The organism is Mycolicibacterium rutilum, assembly GCF_900108565.1.
Lineage (GTDB): Bacteria > Actinomycetota > Actinomycetes > Mycobacteriales > Mycobacteriaceae > Mycobacterium > Mycobacterium rutilum.
This window is the reverse complement of record NZ_LT629971.1, coordinates 3,948,051-3,969,406: the sequence shown is the minus strand read 5'-3', so window position 1 is coordinate 3,969,406 and position 21,356 is coordinate 3,948,051. Positions and strand designations below refer to the sequence as shown.

The following is a 21,356-nucleotide window of genomic DNA, read 5'->3' as shown; positions in this document are numbered from 1 at the left end:
GTATCCATGCCATCAGCTTGAGCGGCGTCGCGGCATAAGTACGTTGACCACAAGTATGGCTACTCGCCGGCGGGCGTCGCGTTGTCGAGTTCGATGGCGTCTCGTAGTTGAGCGCGGCGAGTGATGCCGAGCTTGGGGAAGATCTTGTACAGGTGCGCCGCGACCGTCCGATGTGAGATGTAGATTTGGTCGGCGATCTGGCGGTTGGTCAGTCCGGCGGCGGCGAGCCGTGCGATCTGTAATTCCTGCGGCGAGAGTTTGGTCGTGAGCACGTCGATTGCCGATGCCGCGCCTGGCATTTGCACGCCGGCGGCGCGCAGTTCACCTCGTGTGCGTTGAGCCCAGGGCGCTGCTCCGCGGTGTTCGAAAACTCGTAGTGCTGCGGCTAACTGGGTGCGTGCGTCGATGATGCGTCGTTGTCGTCGGAGCCATTCGCCGTAGCTCATCTGGGTGCGGGCGTACTCCAACGGCGCTTGGGCCTCGGCGTCCTCGATGTCCAGGGCGGCGTGGAAGTGGTGCTCTGCGTGCTTCTCCGTACCGGCGATCAGTGCCCGGCTGCGGTGTACCAGCATGACGATGTGTGGGGAACCCAGTGCGCTCGCCTCGGTGTCGATTTCGTCGACCAGCTGGCAGATCACTCGGGTGTGGCCGCTGGCGACGGCGGCTTCGGTGAGGTCGGCGATAGCCCAGCGACGGGAACTGCGGTCACGGTTCATCTGCGAAAGTTCGGTGAAGGCGCGCTCGCTGTCGTGTGTGGTCAGAGCAAGCAGGCCACTGGCCCAGGCCAGGTCGTCGAGCCACAGTAGGGGAGTGTCGCTGGGCAGGTTCTGTTGCGCTGTCGCCAGTGACTGCTGAGCGGATTTGGTATCGCCCTGCCATGCTTGGATCCGCGCCAGCAGGGCAGCTGCAGCGCCCATGCTGAGCCCGAGATCCGCATCGGTGGCGATCCGGAATGCGTTGTGCGCGCTAACGGCGGCCTCGGTCAATTGCCCGGCGATGATCTGCGATCGCGCTGAGCCGCGCAGCGCCTCACACTCGATCGCGGGCGCACCTGTCCTTCGGGCCACCTTGATGGAACCGTCCCAGCATGACCGAGCGGTCGCCAGATCAGAAGCCGACTCGGCCGCCAGCCCCATCGACATCAGCGCCGTCAGGTCATCACTCAGGGCATCCTGCAATGTTGCGGCGCGGCAACGGAACTGGCGTGCATACTTGGTGTCCTCAAGGGTCGCCAAGGCCACTTCGACTGCCGGGTGGTCCAGGTGCTCGACTTGGTGCAGGCGCTCGGCGATTAGATCACGGTCACGTTCGTCGAGTCCGTGCATCCGACACTGCGCTGCCGCGGCGGCGAGCAGGCGGATATGCGTGTCCAACTCACCGTGGCTTCCGAACCGGTCCGCCAGCGCCACCAGATCCTCTACCGGCGGCGCCGTTACGCCGGTTGTGACGGCGAGGGTGAAGCGCGCGAACGCAAGATCGAACTGGTGCCCGAGATCAATGGCCAACGGCTCGGCCTCGTCGAGGATGTCGATTGCTTCGGCGGTCAGCCCTGCCCGGTACGCGGGTTCGATTGCGCTGACGAGGCACCGGATGCGATCGTTCGCCGACGGCGACAGCGCGGCCGCACGCCGCCATGCGCGTGCCGCTTCTGCATTGGCGCCACGAAGTTGTGCGGCTTGGGCCGCGGTTTCGAGGTCGGCGGCGACTCCCTCGTCGGGTCCGTAGGCCGCCGCCGAGCGGTGCCAGGCGGCTCTCATCGCATCGGTGGTGGCGTCGGCCAGCGCGTGGTGGAAGGCCGAACGTTGCGTCAGAGGTGTCGCCCGGTAGGCCACAGACCGGATCAGGGGATGGCGCACCTGGAGCGATCCGGCGACGACTGTGATCAGCCCGCACCGCTCGAGTGGATCCAGATCGGCATCTGACAGACCGACGTGCCGCGCCGCGTCGGCAAGTTCAGCCATTGCAGTATCTCCGCCGGCGGCGATCAATCCCAGCATCCGGCGACTGGGTTCAGGAACGCCATGTAGTTGCTCCAGGAAAGCGCGTTCGATGCGACGCGTCGTCGGCAGAGGCGTCAGCGGCGGGTTCCTCTGTTCCTCGCCGCCGGCCAACAGTGCCTTCGTGAGTTCGGCAATGGCCAACGGATTTCCCGCAGCTTCGGTCAAGACGCGCCGTTGGGTAAGCGCGCTTAGCCCGTGCCCGTCGACACCGGCCAGCGCCTCCTCCATCAGGAGGCGCGACGTCGCGATATCCAGTGCGTCCAACTGGAGGTGCGGCAACGACGAGAGTTGTGATGATTCCCCGTCGATGCGGGGCCTTGCGGCGCACAGCATCATCACCGGCGTGTTCGCGATGCGGCGCCCGATGAAGGTCACAACGTGCAGCGTGGAATCGTCGAGCCACTGCGCATCGTCGATCACGAGCAGCATGGGTCGGGTGGCCGCGGCCTCCTCGACCAGCCCGAGCGTCGCGACGCCGATCAGCAACGGGTTGGGCACGCCAGCCTCGGCGAGGCCGAGCGCGGCCAGAAGAGCCGCCCGCTGGTGCTCCGGCAACGCGTCGGCGCTATTGAGAATGGGGTGCACCAATTCGTGCAGACCCGCGTAGCCCACCGCGGCCTGTGACTGCACCCCGGCACACGACAAGACGGTGAACCCCTGGCACTTCGCCCACCCTGCGGCAGCCGCCAGCAGAGTGGTCTTCCCGATCCCAGGCTCGCCTTCAACAACCAATGCACATCCGCGCTCTGCCAACGCGGTCGCGGCGGCAGTGATCACCTCCAGCTCGTTGTCGCGGCCGATCACGTGCCGACGGTACCACCCTGGATTGGAAATGCCAACTCAGATAAGGTGTGGTGATGCGTACCGATCCGTGGTCCGACGATCCCTGTCCTATCGCGCGCGCTATGGCGGTCATCGGTCAGCGGTGGTCGATGCTGATCATTCGCGAAGCATTCCTCGGCAGAACCCGATTCTCGGAGTTCAAAAAGCAGTTGGGAATTGCCTCGGATATCCTCAGTGCCCGGCTGGCTGAACTTGTGTCGGCCGGTGTACTGGAGACCGTGGAGTATCGGGAGCCGGGCGACCGCGCCCGCAGCTGTTACGAGTTGACGCAATCCGGTCGCGACTTGGTTGTGGTCCTCGGAGCAATCGGCCAGTGGGGCTACAAGCACGCAGACCGAAGCAAAGGCACGCCCTATCATTTCATCGACGTTGATGGGGAGCCGGTCATCGCAGGTTTCCGGCGCCGCGACGGTGCCGTCGCGCGCAGCTCCGATGTCCGCCTGGTCGGCATCGCCGATTCAGACTCACAGTGACGACACCCGGATCTACCTGCCTGCCGGCCGCCCGTAGAGCGGGGGCCGTGGGCAGAAAGTGCTGCACCGCAGCCGAAAACGATGATCGGAGTGGTGGCCGGCAAGCTGCGAGGCATTGATTTATCTGATGCAATACGCAGTGGTTTTCTGGTAAGCCGCACTATTCGATTCCGTCGTCTTCCTCCCGGGCTGCGGATCGGTCGTGATGTGGCGGGGGGCAGCTGTCGGGGCGAGTGGCGCCCGGCTCAGCCGGACCGCGCCACGATCGCGCCGCCGATCGAAGCGAGGGGTCGCGCAAACCCTGCGGGCCGGCGACTTGAGGCGACGACGCCTAGCGTGAGTTTCCACCTTTGGTAGTTGATCGGCCTGTTTTTCGTCGGGGTGTGTGATTTCCGGTCGGTTTGGTGTAGGACCCGAGTGTGAAGTTCGCGCGACTAATCGGCCTGATCGCCGTTGCTACCGTGGTCGCCGCCTGCGGGACTCACGGTGGAGCTACTCCAACCACTGTCACGCCCCAGCCCACCAGCGGCGAGACGGCGACGGCAAAACCGGGTGCCCCCATCGCACCGACGGCTACCCCGACTGCCGAGGATGAAGTGAGCGCGGCGGATCCCGCCGACTACACAGTGTCAGATGCCGGCGTGTACTTCTTCACGCCGAGCCGGAACATCGCCTGCGGCCTGACCCCCGACATCACGGGCTGCCAGGTGTTCAAGGCGACCGCGATACCGCCGGGGGCGGACTGCGATCACGGTGGCCAGCCACGCGACGAGCTCTCCAAGGGTTACTACGTCGACGAGCGCGAGGTCATCACGCCGTCGTGCTTCAACCAAGGGCTCTTCAACGCGTCTGCCAATCAGAAGGTGCTCGACTACGGACGCAGCCTCACCGCCGCGGGCACCGTGTGTGTTTCACGGGCCGACGGGGTCACCTGCACCCGTGCCGAGCACGGTTTCTTCGTCTCGGCACAGAGTTTCAAGCAGTGGTGACCAGCGCCGCCGACGCACGGTGTATCACCTTCGCCGCAATTCATCGGATGAAAACGGCGTAGTTTACTGGTGACCCTGCATATTCGATCTCGCATATTTTCGCGTGCGCACTAGTGCACTCTTGCTACGCCGCTTTGACGTCTCACCGGTGATACACTGCGTACGTGGATGCAGTCACGGTGCGCGAATTGCGCAATAGTGGAGGAGACGTTCTACGCCGTGTCGAGCATGGCGAGCGCATCGTCATTACTCGGGACGGGACACCTGTTGCTGAGCTACGGCCGTTGCCTCGTTCGAGCGCAGGACCTGCGGAACTGATTCGTCGCCGCAAGAATCTCCCGCCGGTGGACCCAGATGCCCTCCGGCGCGATATCGACAATCTCATCGACCCGTCGCTGTGACGCAAACCCATTGCCGGGGGATGCTGGATACCTCGACGGTGATCCTTTTGGGTCAGCTGTCTGACCCAGCCGAGCTTCCCGATGAATCGGTGATCAGCGCGATCACGCTGGCTGAGCTGTCCGTAGGTCCACACGTCGCCAACGACGATTCTGAGCGCGGCGCTCGGCAGCAGCACCTGCAGCAGGCCGAGGCGGATTTCGACGTCCTACCGTTCGATGGAGATTGCGCCCGGGCGTTTGGAGCCGTCGCGGCGGCGCTGCGCGCGGCGGGTCGCAAGCCTGTTGCGCGCGCTTACGACGCGCTTATTGCGGCCAGTGCAATCGCATATGGAGTGCCGCTGTACACGTGTAACCCCGCCGACTTCACGGGAATCCCGCGGCTGGAGCTACGGTCAGTTACTCACCCGCATCACCGATAGGGGCGTCGCTCGAAAGCGTTGAGCAGCAACGCGTGCAGACCTTAGTTGACATAATGTGGCTTATCGGTAGATATCAGGGACGCGGCAGCCCGGGCTACGCAGCCTCGCAGCACCTACCACCCGTCCATCACCCATAAAACGTCACAGTGACGAATTGGGTTGTCCCGCTGGGTTATTGGCTGGACGCTACGGAAACATCCACACACTGAGCTAGGGATGGCTTCCGCTCCTGACACGTAGCGTCGACGCCAACCGATAGTGCTTCACGTCGAAGCTGCGCGTCAGCCGCCGATAACTAAAACTTTGCCCGGGCCAGAGCCATCTGTTACGACCGTGCGCATCGAGGTACCAGCTGTCACAGCCGCCGGCGGTCCACACTGTCCCTAAGGCGCGGTGCTGCAACCACGCGTCGTAATGCGCTTCGGCGGATTCGGTCACCTCCATGACCTGCGCGCCACGAGAACGCATTTCACGTAGTGCCGCGAGAACGTAGTTCACCTGGGATTCGATCATGTAAATGACGGAGGTATAACCAGAGAAGGTGTTAGGACCGTTGATGAGGAACAGGTTCGGAAAGCCGGAGACAGTCGTGTTTCGATGTGCGCGCATGCCGCGTTCCCAGCGTTGCGCTAGCGTGCGGGCGCCCGAACCGATGATGCGGTCGGCGACCGGCAGCGTGGTGGTCTGAAACCCGGTCCCAAAGATGATGTGATCGACCTCGTACTCGGTGCCGCCGGCGGTACGGATACCGCCGGGTGTGATCCGGTCGATGGTGTCAGTGACAAGCTCGACGTTGTCCTTGGTCAAGGCGGGATACCAGTCATTGGAGACCAAGATGCGTTTGCAACCGATGGCGTAGTTCGGGGTCAACTTCACCCGCAGCGTGGGATCGCTGACTTGGCTGTTCAAATGGCGGAGCGCTACACGCCGAAGCGGCGCCATCAAGCCAGGATGCACCTGCAGAAAGGCCAATCCCTCGCGCTGGAGGTACAGACGCAGTCGGTCAAGTCGCTGCGCGGCAGGTGCATCGGCGAACAGCCGCTTCTCCTTCGCGGTGTAAACCCGATCGTTGCGCGGGATTATCCACGGGGGCGTGCGCTGAAAGACAGTCATCCGTGCGGCGACGGGCTGGATCTGCGGAGCGAACTGGATCGCTGACGCACCGGTGCCGACGACGGCGACCCGCTTGTCATCGAGCGCGATGTCGTGACGCCACTGCGACGAGTGCCAGAACTGTCCCCCAAATTCGTTCAGGCCGACAATGTTCGGGATGAAGCCGTCGGACAAAACGCCGGTAGCCGATATCAGCACCTGTGCGCTGAACGACCCCTCCGAGGTGCGGATCTCCCAACGCTCCGATTTCTCGTCCCACTCCGCCTGCAGCAGTTCGTGCCCGAGTCGTAGGTGTTGGCGCACCTTGAACCTGTCGGCAACCGTTCTGATGTAATCAAGAATCTCGACCTAGTCGGCGAAGACTCTCGACCAATCATGAACTGGGGCAAACGAGTACGAGTAGAGGTGGGATCGGCGCGTCGGACCCCCGGCGGGCAGCGAATCTATGAGCAGGATGCGGTCGAGCGCGTAAAGCTCATAAAAGAGTTGTTCGCCGCCGGTCGGAGTAGCGACGGCGTGGTGCAGTTGTTGCCCTGCGTCGACTCGGGTACGGCAACGTCGGCAATGGTGGAGCGCCTCATCTGCGAACGCGCCCGCATTGACGCTGAAGTGAGCCGGTTGGCCGCCACGCGTGACCGGCTCGACCAGATCATCGTTGAGACGCGCCGCCATTTCCTGTCCGACACCGCGGTCGTGCGACCGTGAACTGTCATCACTGGCTCGCACGAACCGGACTCTGGAACCCGCGCCGTCGAAGGCTTCTCGCAATCAGCTACGGGTTGGCCAACTTACAGAGCTTCGTCGAACTACTCGCGTACCGAAGTTATGCGCCAGGCGCTGCAAGCTCAGTCGCCAAGTTGGCCTCACTGGCCGCCCACGACGCCAACAAAGCCAGGTTGTCAGCGGCCAATCCCTGCGAGGATGTCGTGTAGACATTCAAGTGCAGGCCACGGTCGGTGGGCAGATCCATGGACTCGAAGTCCAAGTCGAGCCGGCCCACTACTGGATGGTCCCGTACCCGTGCAGCCGCACATCCCGGGACGCCCACTGCTGCCGGAAAGTTCGCTACACGTTGATAATTCACCGACAAGAGCGATGAGCTCCTCGTCGTGCGGATTGCGGCCGGCCTCCAGCCGCAGCGACGCGGCCGCATTGCACGTGATCTGGTCGTAGTCGACGAAGAACGCCCTCGCTGCGTCGGAATTCAGGTACAGGAACCGCGCGGTGTTGGCGGGGCGTCGCGGGCCCGCCAGCACCGGTGAATACAGCGCTCGGCCCAGTTGATTCATGGCGAGCACATCGCGGCGGTCGTTGCGAATCAACGCCGCGGCGTTGGTGATCGCGTCGAGCACCTGTTGCAGCGCCGGGCGCACCGTCGCCGTGGGCTTGCGCCGGCGCCGGCTGCTGGGCGGCCCGCACTCGCGTGCGAGGTGGAACAGATGATCGCGCTCCGCGTCGTCGAGCCTCAACGCCGAGGCCAACGCGTCCAGCACACCCTCGGAGGTACCGGCCAGGGCGCCGCGTTCCATACGCACGTAATAGTCGACCGATACTCCTGCGAGCAGTGCTACTTCCTCGCGACGCAGACCTTTGACGCGGCGGTTGCCACCGTAGGCGGGCAGGCCTGCCTCTTCGGGCGTGATGCGTGCGCGACGTGACCTCAGGAACTCCCGGATCTCGGTGCGCACATCCATCGCGGCCATCCCCTCACGGTAGCCCGGCCTAGCAGGCGAAGGGAGGTACCGCTGGTACCCCGAACCCTGCGCTGCACCGCAGACGGCCTACGCGGTGGTGGCGATGCCGCCGTCGACGGGGATCACGGCGCCCGTCAGGTATGCGCCTGCCCGGCTGGCGAGGAACACGGCGACACCCGCCATGTCGTCGTCGCGGCCGATCCGGCGCAGTGGGGCCGACGCCGCGATCTCTTCACCGAACTCATCGAGGGTGGCAGCCATCATCGTCGACGGGAACGGCCCTGGCGCCACGGCGTTCACGGTGACGTGCTGCGGTCCTAGTTCCCTGGCGAGCACTCTGGTGAGTTGATGCAGTCCGGCCTTGCTACTGGAGTACGAGTAATTGGGCCGCTGCGGAATGTGGATGGCGGCAATGCTGCCGACGTTGATGATCCGCGCCGGGTCGTCGGCGGTGCCGGCCCTGCGAAGCGCAGGCAGCAGCGCCTGGACCAGCCAGAACGGCGACTTCAGGTTGAGGTCGATGACGGTATCCCAGGCCTCGTCCGGGAAGGTCGCCAGCGGCTCGTCCCACATGGCGCCCGCGTTGTTGACGAGGATGTCGAGACGCTCCGAGCCGGTGGTGACGAGTTCGGACAGTCGCCGACACTCGTCATGGCGGGACAGGTCGGCGGGGATGGCTCGCACCTGTCCGAATTGGGACAAGTGCTTCTGCGCCTGCGCACACGCTTCTGCGTTGCGTGAGCTGATGACCACTCGTGCGCCCGCCTGGAGTAGACCACGCGTGATCATCATCCCGATGCCTCGCGTGCCGCCGGTGACGAGCGCGTGCTTTCCCGACAGATCGAACAGGTCTGCATGCGTTGTGAATTGATCGTCTACCACTTGGCGCCCTTTTCGCTGGTCGTGCGGGATGCTGACTGCAATCCCAAATTAAGCGGGCGCGAGAGCAATAGGGAGATCCCTCTGATCCAGGTACTGCCGGGACCCCTTCGCCCCTTGCGCCTCTCCCCTACTTCACAGGGGCAGACATACTGGAATCCGTCACGTCGACGATTCGTGCGCGTAACCCGTTGCAGGCGAACGCATGGAGCCAGGTCCTCGCGCCCTCCCCCGCGTCGCTCAGCCGGTGGTGATGATCAGCTTGCCACCCCTGGGCGTGTTGTTGCGCTCAAGTTCGGTCAGCGCTGGAATGGCGTCTTGCAGCGGCACCGTCCGAGCGATCGGCAGCCGTAGTTCTCCTGTTGCGCACATCCGCGCAAGTTCCTCGAGATCCTCGACGTTGTGCTGCGTGATCAGCACAGTGTATGGACCCGGCAATGCACTCTTGAGGAACTTGGCACCGGAAGGGACGATATCGATGATGCGTCCCCCCGGGGCCAGTAACTTGCGTGCCGTCGCGGGCGCAAGCGTGCCCACGGTGTCGTAGACGATGTCGAACTTCCCCAGTGTGGTTGCAACGGAATCGAACTCGACGACCGGGTCGACGGCCAGGTCGTGTGCGTCTTGCATCGCGCTCGCACGGCAACTCCCTGCCACAATCGAGGCTCCGCGTGTCCGTGCGATCTGCACAGCAGCGCGCCCGACCCCACCCAGACAGCCGTGGATGAAGACCGACTGGCCCGCTCGCAGTTTCCCTTTCGTCACCAAGCCCTGCAGCGCCGCGCCGCCGATGGTCGGAATCGCGGCAGCCTCCTCGAAGGAGATCTCGGCCGGCTTCTTGACGATCGCTTTCTCAACTGCCAGCACCATCTCGGCGAACGCACCGCTCATCTTGATCGGCGCCACTCCCAGTACCTCGTCGCCCACGCCGACCCGCGTGACGCCCGGCCCAACCGCTTCGACGACGCCGGCGAAGTCATAACCCAAGCCCCGCGGGAACTTACGGCCGCTCATCATCTTCATCTCGCCGTTGCGGACCTTCCAGTCATACGGGTTGGCCGCGGCGGCGCGCACTCTGATCAGGACCTCACCGCTCCCTGGGCGTGCCGGCTGGAAATCCTCGAAGCGCATCACCTCGGGACCGCCGTAATTGTGATACTGAATCCGCTTCATGGTCGCCTTTCGCTTCGTCGGCACCACAGCGGTGCCCTAGTGCTGCACATTGGGATCCGGCATCGAAAAGTCCCAGGTGCCCTCGGCGATGTCAGCAAGCCGTTGCAGGTAGGCGTCCCGGTTCTCCTGGGAGGTGCCCTGGCGTTCCCGGTCGAGCACCGACTTTCCGAGATCCCCTGGCGGCAGCGTCTGTGCGGTCGCCTCGACACCGAAATAAGGCAGATGATCGTCGAAACCGCCTGGGGTGTAGAAGTTCAGCACGCGAGCATCTTCGTCGGACGTGATACGGAATGCGTGCCGCGTGTTCTTCGGTATCCACACCGCCGAGCCCGGTTCAGCATGCACCACCTCGTCGTCATGGCCGATCACCAATTCCAGTTCACCGGACAGGATGTAGAAGCCTTCGGCTTGGCGCTCGTGTATGTGCGCCGGCGGGCCGACCCCCGCCGGGATGATCTGCTCCATGAACGTGAACTCACCGAGCGTCTCGTCTGCCGACATCAAGACGTTCCACAGCCCACCGCGGTACCAGTACGCCGGCGACTCCCCTGCCCGCCCCTTGAACACGCCAGGTGCTTTATCGCCACTCACCATGGGCCTCTCACTTCGTCTCACTCGACGTGGTTGTCGCGCCGTGACATCACTGTAACACTGATGTCTCGCCGTGACATCGCTGTCGAGCGGGGCGATCGCCGCGATACATCGGGTACGACAGGGAGTATCTTCGCTACATGCCACGCTGGGAACACGGCAGCAAAGAGCGTCTGCAGCAGGCCGCGATGGAGTTGTTCGAGGAGCAGGGGTTTGAGGAAACGACCGCTGTGCAGATCGCCGAGCGCGCGCGCCTCACAACCCGAACTTTCTTCCGGTACTTCGCAGATAAGCAAGAGGTGTTGTTCGCCGACGAGGAGGTGTTGCGGGCGGCACTGGTCCGGGAACTCCACCAGGCACCCGACGTCGCTGAGCCTCTTCGGGCAGTGACTCGAGTTTTGGCGGAGTTCGACTGGGAAGGTCTCGCGCCACGTGAATCTCTACGCCGCCGCGAAGCCATGATCGCATCAACCCCGAATCTGCGGGAGCGCGACCTGATCAAGCAGCATCACATGGTCAGTGAGTTCGCCAGCGTGTTGCGTGACCATGGATTGGACCCAGAAGTAGCGGAACTCGCAGCCGAGGTCGGGGCCAACGTGTTTCGTGCGGCGTACCGACAGTGGTTGGCAGACGCTGACAACGTTGATCTGATATCCAGGACCGAGTCTGCGATGGCGCTCCTGGCCGAAATCGTAACGCGCCCCGCTCCTCGAGCGAAGTCGACGGTCGGCCAGAAGAAGTCGGCGCCGAGAACATCAGAGAGACGACGACAGCCACGGCCGCACGTCTCGGCTACGCGCCGTTCAACACGGTAACCGATCGCGCCGCTCCGGCCGTCATCTCCGGATTCAAGATAACGACTCATCCGCGAAAGACTGCAGCGCAACCTTTTTGAGTTCTTCGCGAAGCTCGGCGACGACGCTCTCCTCGATACCGAGGGTCTCGTCACATGCGGAGGAAGCGTCGGCGGCGAAGGCCAGCAACTCGTGACCGCGCTCGGTGAGCCGCGGATAGGAGGCGCGGCCGCGCGTCTCGGTGACCACCGCGCCGAGGTCGACCAATTGGCCGATGGTCGCGTGCATGCTCTGTGGGGTGACGCGGGCACGGCGGGCGAGATCGCTGTAGGACAACTCTGGATTGCGCGCGAGATGGCCGATGGCGCCGATGTGACGCAGAGTCAAGTTCTGCTCGGCCAGTGCGGCTTCGAACCGCCGTTGAGCCAGTCGGCCGGCCGCGATCAACAGCATCGTGGTGCTCTCGGTAACGGTTCGCGCACCGGGCCCGTCCGCCCGCCGCTTGTCTGCCTTCGCCAACTCCGTCACTCCCTTCACCGGCGGCCTCCACGCTATCCGCCATCGGGAACCGTATCGCCCGGCACGGAACGGTTGCTTATTTCAGCCTGACTGTTAGTCTAACTGATGTTCGACGCCCGCCACCAAAGGAGTGAACATGTCCGATGCCACGACGTCTTTTGAGTTCGACGCCGAGCTTCCAGAAATCAACGTGGCCATCCTGGTCTGCCCCGGCTACATGCCGGTCGACATCATCGGCATCCACACGATTTTCGGCACCGCCCCCGGCGCCAACGTCCAGTTGGTATGGAAGAGCCTCGACGAAGTCGTGGGGTATCCGAATTTCCCCACCCGCCCGACGATGACCTTCGCGGACTGCCCCGCAGACCTCGACATTTTGTGGACCGGCGCCGTGTCGCCGGAGATCTTCGATGACGAGGAGACACTCGACTTCCTCGCCGACCGGGGTAGCCGGGCACGGTGGGTCGGAGGGAACTGCGGAGGAACCCTGCTGCTGGGCGCAGCCGGGCTCCTGCAGGGATATCGCGCCACCAGCAACTTCCAGCAGAAGCACCTGCTCCCCCACTTCGGGGCGATCCCCACCGACGGCAACGTCGTCATCGACCGCAACCGCATCACCGCCGGCCCCCTCACCGGAAGCGTCGAGGCCGGACTGCGGTTGGCACAGCACTTCTACGGGGACGAGGTCGCCCGCGAGATGGAGCTACAAGCCGAGTACGCGCCGGAGCCGCTTTTCGGCGTCGGCCGCCCGGATCTGGCAGGCCCGGAACTCACCCAGCGTGCGCTCGACCACGGTTCGGCGATGGCGCAGCCGTATGTGGACGCGATTGAGCGCGCCGCGAAGCGACTCTCAGCTGTCGCAGTGTGACTTCGTGGGCCGCACGCCCCCGTGGTGTGCGGCCCACGTTTCACGATCGGCGGTTCGAGACATAGCCGATCGTCACCGGGTACGGAGACTCTCTTTCGATCGACGCGGCACACTGACAGCGTCGCCAGAAGGTGCCGTCCCATGCGTCGTCGTACCAACGAATCATCATGGGGCACTGCGCCTCATGGCTGCACAAGCCCGCTGTGCACTTCCGGCACTCGATCACGTCCCCCCATTTCCCGGACAGTGGCGCTGGTCCGAACCACAGGATAACGGCTCCCTATGACATGGCCCTTCGCATCGAGCCGACCGTCTGCAGGTCGAGGTCCCAGTTCTGACCCACGAGCTGGTGGCCGAAGCTGACGTGCGGCGCCTCGTCGACAAGCACGAAACCGGCGGCCTCGTAGATTCGCCGCGCCGCCACCAGTACGTCATTGGTCCACAACGTAACTCGGGCATAACCGGCGTCGGCGGCGAAAGCGAGACACGTTCGTACCAACTGGGTTCCGACGCCAAGGCCGCGACCTCCGGGCGTGACCAACAGAATTCTCAGTCGCGCCACATCAGGTTCCGCACCGGCCACGAGGAAGATGCAGCCCGCACGCCGGCCGTCCACCTCAGCGATCCACGCCGCTTCCCTGACGGGGTCGTGCCGTTCGGCGAAATCGGCCACGATCCGGGCCACCAACGCCTCGAACTCGGTGTTCCAACCGAACTGCTCGGCGTAGATCTCGCCGTGGGTCATCACCACCCAACCCATATCGCCCGGCTGGTCGGCACGTCGCAACCGGATGGCCTCGGTATCAGGACGATTCGTCATGCGCTGCCTCCTCGGCCCGCGGCATCCAATCTACTGAAACGACTGTTTCAGTAGCGGTAGCCTATCTCCATGGACGTCGAGCGCACAACCTCTTCACCACGCGAACGCGAGTTGTTGGAGGCTGCGTACCGGTACGTCCTCGAACACGGGATCGCCGAGATGTCCCTCAGGCCCCTGGCCTCCGCCATCGGATCGAGCCCCCGCGTATTGGTGTTCCTGTTCGGCAACAAAGACGGGTTGGTGCGTGCTCTTCTTGCCCGCGCCCGCGCCGACGAACTGGCACTGCTGGCTCGCATCAGCCCCGCCACATCCGGCGAATCGATCGGACTGGCCGGCGCCGTCAACGAGATCTGGACGTGGCTGTCCGCCGAAGAACATCGAGGCCTGCTCCGCCTGTGGGTGGAGGCGTATGCGCGCTCGCTGATCGAGCCGGACGGTGCTTGGGCTGGTTTCGCCCAGGCCACCGTGACGGACTGGCTGACCGTCCTGGCCGGCTGCCAGCGCCGAGACGAGCGGGACACCGAGACAGGAATGGCAGACCGCACTCGCGCGCTGGCGATCCTGCGCGGTGCACTGCTGGACCTGCTCGCCACAGACGACCGGCTCCGCGTCGATGCGGCGATCGCCCGCGAGCTGGAACTGCTTCGCGCACGGGCCGCGACATAGGACTCAGCTAACTCGGTTGCCACACCCCGATTCGTCACTGTGACGAAGATCGGCCCGCCCCGAATACGTTGGAAAGCCGGCGACGAAGCGCGTAATCGGGTGCCATGACATGGCTTATACTTCTCGAGCGATGCAACTGAACATTGACGCGGATCCACTCCGGATCGCAGACGATCTCGACGACTTGGGAGTGGTGTGCGTACCGGGTGCGGTTTCGAAGGACTGGCTGGAGCGGGCACGCACCGACGTCCAGGAGCTCCTCGCCGCCGAGGGCGAGCGGAATCACTTCATCCGATCTCCAGAAACCCTGGCAATGACCGATATCATCCAGAGCGACAATATTATTCGGCTGCTCGAGGATGTGGTGAGGGCCCGCTTCCCGGCCGCCACCGCGGATGCCCGCTTGATCGGCAGCGCCTTGCGCGTCATCGCCGGACCGAGCGAGAGCGGTGACGCGTGGTGGTATCACTATGACGCCAACATCGTCACGATGATCGTGCCCATTGTCATCCCCGATGCCGGACGCGGAAATTCCGGAGAATTGGTCGGGTTCTTCAACAAACGACCATTTCGCCGGTTCGCATTCGCCAATATTCTCGGTAAGGCTTTTTCGCAGAGCCGCTACTACCGGTGGGCCATTCTCCGCCGTCCCGGCAAACCGCACTACGGCCGGGTGATCGACATGAGCCCGGGCAACGTGTACGTGCTGTGGGGCTACCGAAGCCTGCACGCCAACATGCCGTGCCGAGCCGGAGCCCTGCGCGCCACGCTGCTGTTGCACTTCGGCGAGGTGCACGGCAGCAGTCGCGCTCTCACGACCGCTGTGCGCATGCAGGAACTGATGCGGACCGCCTGAGGCGGAGACTGGGGCGCTCTTCGCCTTCGTCGGTCGCCGAGGTCATCGCGTTAGCATCGGTGTATGGCAGCCGAGCGCGAAGCCCTCTGGGGCTGGGACCTGGACGAGTCCCCGGCTGAGCCGAGCGCCCGTCAAGCCGACGACGAAACCGCTGTCGATCACGATCCGATCACCGAGCCGCTGCCGGTCGCTGAGCCCGACCCGGTCACCGAGACCGCTGCCGAAGAGGCGTCGCCGGCCGAGGAACCCGACGACTGGTACGAGGACCGCGAGCCCGGATATGCGCACGCGTTCACCGGCCGGCCAATCGGTTCGTCCGTCAGTGCGCTGACCTTCAGGGCCGCGCCCACCCCCTGGTACAAGACGAAGCGCGGCGTGATCGGGTTGATCGCAGCCGTGGCCGTCGTGCTGCTCATCGTGCTCGCTACGCTCCTGCTCCGAGGGTCTCCAGCGGGATCCGACGAGCCGAGCAATGTGGCGCCCTCACCCAGTGCCGAACCCTCGCCCGCCAACACCGTCCCGTCGCCCGTACAGCCGACGATGAGCGCAACGGTCCCGCCGCCGATGCCACCCCCGCCGCCGCCTCCTCCGCCGCCACCGCCGGAGAACAGCGCCCCGACCTACCAGCCGTACTACCCCCCGCGCAATTCGTCGCCGTCGCAGTCGAACAAACCCGACATCGGCGTCACCCGCCCACCGATGAGCGTCGCGCCCGATGTACGCGCACCCGCACCGGGCAAGGCCACCCCCGGCGACGGCAGGGGCAGCGGCCGCTGGTTCTGAGCGGACTACTCGTAGTTGGTCTCGGACCGCGGGAAAGGCCGGTTGGTGAAGTCGATCTGCGCCGCCGGGTTGGCGACCGCCGTCACCATCCCGGATCCGAACGGGCCCTTCGGGTCGAACAGCGTCGCCGTTCCGACCGCGACTCCGTCTGCCGCCCAATGCGAATCCGCCTGCACGAGGATCCAGTCGTCGACCGGTAGCCGCGACAACGCCACGGTCAGGTCACCGTTGATGTAGCCGATCCCCTCGGTGCCGAGGTTGGTCACCAGACTGGTGGACTCGGCCACCGTCACCGCACGCGCGAACGGCGAAACCTTCTCTCCCGCAACGATATCAGCGCAGGAGAAGTAGAACCGCTTGCGCGAAGCGTTCTGGTGCGCGGCCGGGGAGCGGGTCCAGCCGCCGTCCTCGCTGCCGATGTAGGGCATCAGCGCGTCGTCGCGCTCGGGCAATTCGGGCACGGCCGTCGGCGGCGTCCACTCCTGGCCGCGGGGCGCCTCCGACCGCCGGTACTGCACGAACGTCGCCTGCGCGACCGCGCGACCATCCTGCAGCACATCGCATTCGGCGGCACGTACCCGTCGGCCGTCCCGGACGACGCGTACCTCGACCGTCGTCAGTGTGCGGCGCGCCGCGCGGAACAGATCGACCGTCAGCCGCGCCGGCATGAACTCGTCGGACCCGTAGTGCTTTTCGAGCGTGCGGGCCGCCAAACCGACGACGGCGGGACCGTTGAGATGGTCTTCGCCCCAGTGGCTCAACGCGAACTGCGTCGGCTGGAAACCGCCGTCGGCCGGCGTGAAGTACGAAGGTTCGCTCGACATTGCCGGATCTTCGCACAGTCGGTGCGGCGCCCTGCCGCGAGGCTCGCTCCGGTCACGGCCGGACGGCCTGCACCACCCACACGTCCCGCCGACCAGCCTTGCGTCCGGTGACGGTCACGTCACGAAACCCAGCCGAACTACACTGCGCGGCAAACGAATCCGCCTGCTGCCGAGTCCAGCCGTGGCTGGCCAACCCGGTCGCGGAGCCGTCGACCTGGCGTTCGACCGCGAGCAGCCGTCCACCGGGCTCCAACAGGCGGCGCAGTTCGCTCAGCCCGGCGTCGACGTCCTTCCAGTGGTGCACCGTCGCCAACGACCACGCCACCGTCGCCGATGCGTCCGGCAGCGGAACCCGCTCGGCGGTGCCTGTCGCCCAGGCGATCGTCCCGTGCCGCGTGACGGCCCGCGCCAGCCCGAGCATCACCGGCGCGGGATCGATCCCGATCACCGCAGCACCACGGCGGGCGGCTTCTCGCGCGGCTTTGCCCGGACCGCAGCCGATGTCGACGACGGTGTCGTCGGCGCCCACTTCGGTCAGATCAGCCGCCAGGCGCGCGTCGGCGCGGCCCATGAACAGCAGGACCAGCCCGACGAGCGCGCCCGTCACACCCGAGAATCCCGGATGGTCGGCGTGGTGGTTGACGGGCCGGTCATCGTCAACACTCATGAGGCCAGCCTGCTCCCACGACGCCCGGCGTCAAGTGACGAGCACCTCATCGATACCACTGGCGCATTGCGGGTAGACAGAGAGCACCAGCGGGAAGGGTCTTCTGTGACTGAGCTGAACTACCTGGAACTACACGGTGACCGCGTCGCCTACCGCGACGTCGGCACCGGCGACGAGGCGTTGCTGCTGATCCACGGGATGGCAGGCAGCTCGGAGACGTGGCGCGCGGTGATTCCCCAGCTGTCGCGCCGCTACCGGGTGATCGCACCCGATCTGCTCGGCCACGGCCAGTCCGACAAGCCGCGCGGCGATTACTCGCTGGGCGCGTTCGCGGTGTGGTTGCGCGACCTGCTCGACGAACTGAAGATCTCCCAGGCCACGATCGTCGGGCAGTCGCTCGGCGGCGGGGTGGCCATGCAGTTCGTCTACCAGCATCCCGACTACTGCCGGCGGCTGGTGCTCATCAGCAGCGGCGGCCTGGGCCCCGACGTCGGGTGGACGCTTCGGCTGCTGTCAGCCCCGGGCGCGGAGTTCATCCTGCCGGTGATCGCGCCGCGGCCGGTGCTGAAGGTGGGCAACAAGCTGCGGACCTGGTTCTCGTCGGCCGGTATCCAATCGCCGCGCGGCGCGGAGATGTGGAGCGCGTACTCATCGCTGGCCGACGCCCAGACCCGCCAGGCGTTCCTGCGGACGCTGCGGTCCGTCGTCGACTACCGCGGCCAGGCCGTCAGCGCCCTCAACCGCCTGCGCGTGGCCTCTCAGCTGCCGATCATGGCGATCTGGGGCGACCACGACGGGATCATCCCCGTCACCCACGCCTACGCGGCGCTCGACGCCCGGCCCGAGTGCCGGCTCGAGGTGCTCGAAGGGGTCGGGCACTTCCCGCACGTCGAACGCCCCAGCGAGGTGGTCGACCTGCTCGACGACTTCATCGCGTCCACAGGTCAGCAGGACGAGGCTCCGCGTGACGAGGCACCGCGCGCCCGCAGCGACCTGTAGCCGCCGTAGAGCACCGCGGCCACCGCGAGGTTGACGAAGTACGCGATGTCGGCGCCGTGCCACGCCCGCGCCACCGGACCCTCGATCAGCGTCGTGTGCATGAACGGGATCGCCGCGGCGTAGGCGACGACGAACACGACCAGCGCGGCCGCGGCGTCGCGCCGCTCGGTCCGCTCCTCGGCCGGGTTCAGGCTGAGCCGGCCGCGGGTGCGGATCAGCCAGTCGATCACCACGACCGCCACGAACGCCGGAATCCAATAGCTCACCAGCAGCAGCACGTCGGTGAACCGGGTCGCCGTGTCGGCCGCGTGCAGCCACAGGATCAACCCGAACGCCAGCACCGTCACCAGCACCGCCGACACGGGTCGGCGCACCCGCACCCCGATGGTCTGCAGCGCGAGCGACCCGCTGTAGTCGTTCATCACGCCCGACCCGATCGAGGCGACCGCGATGATCAGCAGTGCCAGCCCGCCCAGCAGCCCGCCGCCCATCACCTGCCGCACGCCCTCAGCGGTGTGCTCGCCGATCGCCTCGGCCGCCGCGATCCCGACGCCCTGCACCAGGATGTAGGCCGACACGATCCCGGCGAAGGTGAAACCGAAGACGCGAAGGCGCGGCGACTCGACCGGGAGATAGCGGCTGAAGTCGGCCGCATAGCTGGCCCACGACACCGCGAGGCTGAACGCGATGGTCACCTCGAGCACGAACGCGCCGACGAGATCGGGGCCGTGCACCACGGCGGGTGTGATGACGTCATGTCCGCCAACGAGTTTCACCGCGAACACGACGAACGTCACGAACAGGATGACGGTCAGCACGGCCTGCAGCCGGTGGATCAGCTCGTACCCGAAAACCCCGACCACGCCCTGCACGGCCAGCACGATGAGCACCGCCGCCCAGAACGGGATGCCCAGTAGCACCGCCAACGCCTCACCGCCGAACAACCCGACCAGCGCGTCCCAGGCGATCGAGGACAACCACTGCAGCGCGGCGGGCAGCACCACACCGCCGCCGAACGCCATCCGCGCGTTGGGCAGCTGACCGGTGCCGGTGCGGGGTCCCCACGTCGACAGGTACGCCACCACCAGCGAGCCCAGCACCGTCCCGATCACCATCGCCAGCAGCCCCAGCCAGAAGCCGAGTCCCAGCACGATCGCGAGCGTGCCGGTGAACACGCCGGTCATGTTCACCTGCGGGGCGAACCACACCGTGAACAACCGGCCCGGCGACCCGTAGCGCTGATCTTCGGGCACCGGCGCGATGCCGTGACTCTCCACCGACAGGTCCCCTGCGCCGGCCGGCCGATGCCCGGAGAACGTGGGTTCGGTCAGCGCGTTGGCCGACTCCGCTTGTGACATGCAGATATTCGACCACGCCGAGGCCGTCCGTGGTCGCGCACACGCCCCGCACCGGCACGAGGCGCACGGCGCAGAGATAATCGACGAGAGGAAGTGAAGATCGGCTAAGGATCGGAGCGGGCTGTGGTCGAGACCGAAGCGACGCGGCCGTCGGCCACGGCGCCTGTCCGGTCTCCGCGGCTGCTGGTCGCCGGCCTGTCGATCGTCGTGCTGACCGTGGCGGTGCTGCAGACCGCCGTCGTTCCCGTTCTCGGTGTCATCGCCGAGCAGTTGCACGCCTCGACCATCGGGGTCAGCTGGGCCGTCACCGCGAACCTGCTCGCCGCCGTGGCCGCCACTCCCTTGCTCGGTCGGCTGGCCGACCTGCACAGCAAGCGTGGTGTGCTGCTCGGCGTGCTCGCCGTCGTGCTCGCCGGCTCGGTGCTCGCCGCGACCACGTCGTCGCTGCCGCTGCTCATCGTCGGCCGCGTCCTGCAGGCCGCCTCGTACGCGCTGTATCCGATCAGCATCGCGATCCTGCGCGAGGAACTGCCGCGCGAGCGGTTGATGTCGGCGATGGCGGTGCTGTCCGGGACGCTGGGGTTCGGCGGCGGCACCGGCCTGGTCGTGGTCGGGCTGCTGATGAGCGGTGACGCCGGCTATCACCGGGTGTTCTGGCTGACCACCGCGTTCACCGTCGTCGTCATCGCGATCGTGCTGCTGGTCGTGCCGCGTCGACCGCGCAGTGTGCACGGCACGATCGATTGGCTCGGCGCGGCGGGCCTGGCCGTCGGGCTGTCCGCGCTGCTGCTGGCGATCACTCAGGCGCAGAGTTGGGGGTGGCTCTCGCCCGCGACGATCGCGTGCGCGGTCGGCGGTGTGCTCGTCCTCGTCGGCTGGTGGTGGTGGGAGCGCCGGGCCCGCCAGCCGCTGGTGTCGACGGCGATGCTGAGCCGCCGGCCGATCATGCTGACCAATTTCGCCACCATCTTCGTCGGGATGGGCTTGTACTTCGCGTTCCTCGGGCTGACGATGTTCGTCCAGATTCCCCGCGAGGGCGCGGGTTACGGTTTCGGCGCGACGGTGCTGGAGGCCAGCCTGGTGTACCTGCTGCCCGGCGCGTTCACCGGTTTCGTCGTCGCGCTGATCAGCGGCAGGTTCATCGACCGGTTCGGCGCGCGGCCGGTGCTCGTCGTCGCCGCGATGGCGGGCATCGCCGGGTTCCTGTTCATCGCGCTGGCACACTCACTGAGCTGGCAGATCATCGTGGCGAGCATCCTGGCCAACGCGTACATCAGCCTGGGTTACGGGGCGCTGCCCGCCCTGGTGGTCAGTGAGGTCGACGCCGAGGAGACCGGCGTGGCGACGGGCATGAACGCGATCGCCCGGACCATCGGCAGTTCGATCGCCGCGGCGGTGGTGGCCGTGCTGCTCAGCCGGTCGGCGCCCGGCACCGGCGTCCCGATGGAGAGCAGCTTCGAGGTGATCTTCTACGGCGGTGCGGTCACCGCCGCGCTGGCGATGGTGTTGATCGCGGTATCCGGTCCGCGGGCGCGGCCCACGGATTCCGTCGAGGCGCGCTGCGAAACCCGCGCCATGAACCACGAGTGGGGCTGAGCCCCGATTGCGCCGAGCGCACGGTTGTGTA

Annotated in this window: 22 protein-coding genes and 1 pseudogene; 12 read left to right on the top strand and 11 right to left on the bottom strand. The window is 65.9% G+C overall.

Features of this window, described 5'->3' with window-relative positions:
* Positions 1-59 precede the first annotated feature (59 nt).
* Complete coding sequence (locus BLW81_RS19270; RefSeq protein ID WP_083408553.1) at positions 60-2,804, bottom strand: ATP-binding protein; 2,745 nt, start codon at positions 2,802-2,804, stop codon at positions 60-62.
* A 53-nt stretch (positions 2,805-2,857) separates the two neighbouring features.
* On the opposite strand from BLW81_RS19270, the gene BLW81_RS19265 reads away from it, so the two are divergent.
* The 4 genes from BLW81_RS19265 to BLW81_RS19250 all read left to right on the top strand — a co-directional run bounded on the left by BLW81_RS19265 (position 2,858) and on the right by BLW81_RS19250 (position 5,125).
* Entirely contained in the window at positions 2,858-3,316 is a 459-nt protein-coding gene (locus BLW81_RS19265) for a winged helix-turn-helix transcriptional regulator (protein WP_083410667.1), read from the top strand.
* Between the two features lie 419 nt (positions 3,317-3,735).
* Positions 3,736-4,305: a hypothetical protein gene (locus BLW81_RS19260; protein WP_157897753.1), complete on the top strand. Its 570-nt coding sequence runs from the start codon at positions 3,736-3,738 to the stop codon at positions 4,303-4,305.
* A gap of 164 nt (positions 4,306-4,469) precedes the next feature.
* Positions 4,470-4,706, top strand: coding sequence for a type II toxin-antitoxin system Phd/YefM family antitoxin (locus BLW81_RS19255; RefSeq protein ID WP_173839648.1), 237 nt, complete (start codon positions 4,470-4,472; stop codon positions 4,704-4,706).
* 20 nt (positions 4,707-4,726) lie between these two features.
* Positions 4,727-5,125, top strand: coding sequence for a type II toxin-antitoxin system VapC family toxin (locus tag BLW81_RS19250; RefSeq protein ID WP_083408551.1), 399 nt, complete (start codon positions 4,727-4,729; stop codon positions 5,123-5,125).
* A 210-nt stretch (positions 5,126-5,335) separates the two neighbouring features.
* Here BLW81_RS19250 and BLW81_RS19245 read toward each other — a convergent pair whose 3' ends face one another.
* On the bottom strand, positions 5,336-6,580 hold the full coding sequence (locus BLW81_RS19245) for a flavin-containing monooxygenase (protein WP_083408550.1): 1,245 nt from the start codon (positions 6,578-6,580) through the stop codon (positions 5,336-5,338).
* Positions 6,581-6,613: 33 nt separating this feature from the next.
* On the opposite strand from BLW81_RS19245, the gene BLW81_RS19240 reads away from it, so the two are divergent.
* Positions 6,614-6,943 (top strand): MerR family transcriptional regulator, encoded by a 330-nt coding sequence (locus BLW81_RS19240; RefSeq protein ID WP_083408549.1) that lies wholly within the window; start codon positions 6,614-6,616, stop codon positions 6,941-6,943.
* Positions 6,944-7,061: 118 nt separating this feature from the next.
* Here the strand turns inward: BLW81_RS19240 and BLW81_RS19235 are convergent.
* From BLW81_RS19235 to BLW81_RS19220, 4 genes and pseudogenes are all read right to left on the bottom strand, one after another.
* A pseudogene (locus BLW81_RS19235) lies at positions 7,062-7,860 on the bottom strand (helix-turn-helix transcriptional regulator).
* A 159-nt stretch (positions 7,861-8,019) separates the two neighbouring features.
* Positions 8,020-8,814, bottom strand: coding sequence for an SDR family oxidoreductase (locus BLW81_RS19230; protein ID WP_083408548.1), 795 nt, complete (start codon positions 8,812-8,814; stop codon positions 8,020-8,022).
* Positions 8,815-9,051: 237 nt separating this feature from the next.
* Positions 9,052-10,011 (bottom strand): NADP-dependent oxidoreductase, encoded by a 960-nt coding sequence (locus BLW81_RS19225; RefSeq protein WP_235632039.1) that lies wholly within the window; start codon positions 10,009-10,011, stop codon positions 9,052-9,054.
* 9 nt (positions 10,012-10,020) lie between these two features.
* Complete coding sequence (locus tag BLW81_RS19220; RefSeq protein WP_235632038.1) at positions 10,021-10,551, bottom strand: cupin domain-containing protein; 531 nt, start codon at positions 10,549-10,551, stop codon at positions 10,021-10,023.
* A 164-nt stretch (positions 10,552-10,715) separates the two neighbouring features.
* Here BLW81_RS19220 and BLW81_RS19215 point away from each other — a divergent pair, with 164 nt between their 5' ends.
* Positions 10,716-11,390 carry a TetR family transcriptional regulator gene (locus BLW81_RS19215; RefSeq protein ID WP_083408546.1) on the top strand — a complete coding sequence of 225 codons (675 nt, stop codon included), beginning with the start codon at positions 10,716-10,718 and terminating at the stop codon, positions 11,388-11,390.
* A gap of 33 nt (positions 11,391-11,423) precedes the next feature.
* Here BLW81_RS19215 and BLW81_RS19210 read toward each other — a convergent pair whose 3' ends face one another.
* On the bottom strand, positions 11,424-11,822 hold the full coding sequence (locus BLW81_RS19210) for a MarR family winged helix-turn-helix transcriptional regulator (protein ID WP_157897752.1): 399 nt from the start codon (positions 11,820-11,822) through the stop codon (positions 11,424-11,426).
* Between the two features lie 202 nt (positions 11,823-12,024).
* On the opposite strand from BLW81_RS19210, the gene BLW81_RS19205 reads away from it, so the two are divergent.
* Complete coding sequence (locus tag BLW81_RS19205) at positions 12,025-12,756, top strand: DJ-1/PfpI family protein (RefSeq protein ID WP_083410665.1); 732 nt, start codon at positions 12,025-12,027, stop codon at positions 12,754-12,756.
* 280 nt (positions 12,757-13,036) lie between these two features.
* Here BLW81_RS19205 and BLW81_RS19200 read toward each other — a convergent pair whose 3' ends face one another.
* Positions 13,037-13,576 (bottom strand): GNAT family N-acetyltransferase, encoded by a 540-nt coding sequence (locus BLW81_RS19200; protein ID WP_083408544.1) that lies wholly within the window; start codon positions 13,574-13,576, stop codon positions 13,037-13,039.
* Positions 13,577-13,645: 69 nt separating this feature from the next.
* Here BLW81_RS19200 and BLW81_RS19195 point away from each other — a divergent pair, with 69 nt between their 5' ends.
* From BLW81_RS19195 to BLW81_RS19185, 3 genes are all read left to right on the top strand, one after another.
* On the top strand, positions 13,646-14,242 hold the full coding sequence (locus BLW81_RS19195) for a TetR family transcriptional regulator (RefSeq protein ID WP_083408543.1): 597 nt from the start codon (positions 13,646-13,648) through the stop codon (positions 14,240-14,242).
* Positions 14,243-14,372: 130 nt separating this feature from the next.
* Positions 14,373-15,098 carry a hypothetical protein gene (locus BLW81_RS19190; protein ID WP_083408542.1) on the top strand — a complete coding sequence of 242 codons (726 nt, stop codon included), beginning with the start codon at positions 14,373-14,375 and terminating at the stop codon, positions 15,096-15,098.
* A gap of 63 nt (positions 15,099-15,161) precedes the next feature.
* Complete coding sequence (locus BLW81_RS19185) at positions 15,162-15,881, top strand: hypothetical protein (protein WP_157897751.1); 720 nt, start codon at positions 15,162-15,164, stop codon at positions 15,879-15,881.
* A gap of 5 nt (positions 15,882-15,886) precedes the next feature.
* Here BLW81_RS19185 and BLW81_RS19180 read toward each other — a convergent pair whose 3' ends face one another.
* Positions 15,887-16,705: an acyl-CoA thioesterase domain-containing protein gene (locus tag BLW81_RS19180; RefSeq protein WP_083408541.1), complete on the bottom strand. Its 819-nt coding sequence runs from the start codon at positions 16,703-16,705 to the stop codon at positions 15,887-15,889.
* A gap of 52 nt (positions 16,706-16,757) precedes the next feature.
* On the bottom strand, positions 16,758-17,372 hold the full coding sequence (locus BLW81_RS19175) for a class I SAM-dependent methyltransferase (RefSeq protein ID WP_083408540.1): 615 nt from the start codon (positions 17,370-17,372) through the stop codon (positions 16,758-16,760).
* A 114-nt stretch (positions 17,373-17,486) separates the two neighbouring features.
* Here BLW81_RS19175 and BLW81_RS19170 point away from each other — a divergent pair, with 114 nt between their 5' ends.
* The gene (locus tag BLW81_RS19170) at positions 17,487-18,371 is read left to right on the top strand and encodes an alpha/beta fold hydrolase (protein ID WP_407662353.1); all 885 of its coding nucleotides are present in this window, start codon (positions 17,487-17,489) and stop codon (positions 18,369-18,371) included.
* Here BLW81_RS19170 and BLW81_RS19165 read toward each other — a convergent pair.
* Positions 18,317-19,729 carry a purine-cytosine permease family protein gene (locus BLW81_RS19165; protein ID WP_083408538.1) on the bottom strand — a complete coding sequence of 471 codons (1,413 nt, stop codon included), beginning with the start codon at positions 19,727-19,729 and terminating at the stop codon, positions 18,317-18,319. The genes BLW81_RS19170 and BLW81_RS19165 overlap by 55 nt on opposite strands.
* A 123-nt stretch (positions 19,730-19,852) precedes the next feature.
* On the opposite strand from BLW81_RS19165, the gene BLW81_RS19160 reads away from it, so the two are divergent.
* Positions 19,853-21,325: an MFS transporter gene (locus BLW81_RS19160; protein ID WP_083408537.1), complete on the top strand. Its 1,473-nt coding sequence runs from the start codon at positions 19,853-19,855 to the stop codon at positions 21,323-21,325.
* The last annotated feature ends 31 nt before the right edge of the window (positions 21,326-21,356 follow it).

Coding starts and splice junctions, on each gene's coding strand:
- BLW81_RS19265 (WP_083410667.1), top strand. CDS start 2,858: ATGCGTACCGATCCGTGGTCCGACGATCCCTGTCCTATCGCGCGCGCT.
- BLW81_RS19250 (WP_083408551.1), top strand. CDS start 4,727: ATGCTGGATACCTCGACGGTGATCCTTTTGGGTCAGCTGTCTGACCCA.
- BLW81_RS19240 (WP_083408549.1), top strand. CDS start 6,614: ATGAACTGGGGCAAACGAGTACGAGTAGAGGTGGGATCGGCGCGTCGG.
- BLW81_RS19215 (WP_083408546.1), top strand. CDS start 10,716: ATGCCACGCTGGGAACACGGCAGCAAAGAGCGTCTGCAGCAGGCCGCG.
- BLW81_RS19210 (WP_157897752.1), bottom strand. CDS start 11,822: ATGCTGTTGATCGCGGCCGGCCGACTGGCTCAACGGCGGTTCGAAGCC.
- BLW81_RS19205 (WP_083410665.1), top strand. CDS start 12,025: ATGTCCGATGCCACGACGTCTTTTGAGTTCGACGCCGAGCTTCCAGAA.
- BLW81_RS19200 (WP_083408544.1), bottom strand. CDS start 13,576: ATGACGAATCGTCCTGATACCGAGGCCATCCGGTTGCGACGTGCCGAC.
- BLW81_RS19195 (WP_083408543.1), top strand. CDS start 13,646: ATGGACGTCGAGCGCACAACCTCTTCACCACGCGAACGCGAGTTGTTG.
- BLW81_RS19190 (WP_083408542.1), top strand. CDS start 14,373: ATGCAACTGAACATTGACGCGGATCCACTCCGGATCGCAGACGATCTC.
- BLW81_RS19185 (WP_157897751.1), top strand. CDS start 15,162: ATGGCAGCCGAGCGCGAAGCCCTCTGGGGCTGGGACCTGGACGAGTCC.
- BLW81_RS19180 (WP_083408541.1), bottom strand. CDS start 16,705: ATGTCGAGCGAACCTTCGTACTTCACGCCGGCCGACGGCGGTTTCCAG.
- BLW81_RS19175 (WP_083408540.1), bottom strand. CDS start 17,372: ATGAGTGTTGACGATGACCGGCCCGTCAACCACCACGCCGACCATCCG.
- BLW81_RS19165 (WP_083408538.1), bottom strand. CDS start 19,729: ATGTCACAAGCGGAGTCGGCCAACGCGCTGACCGAACCCACGTTCTCC.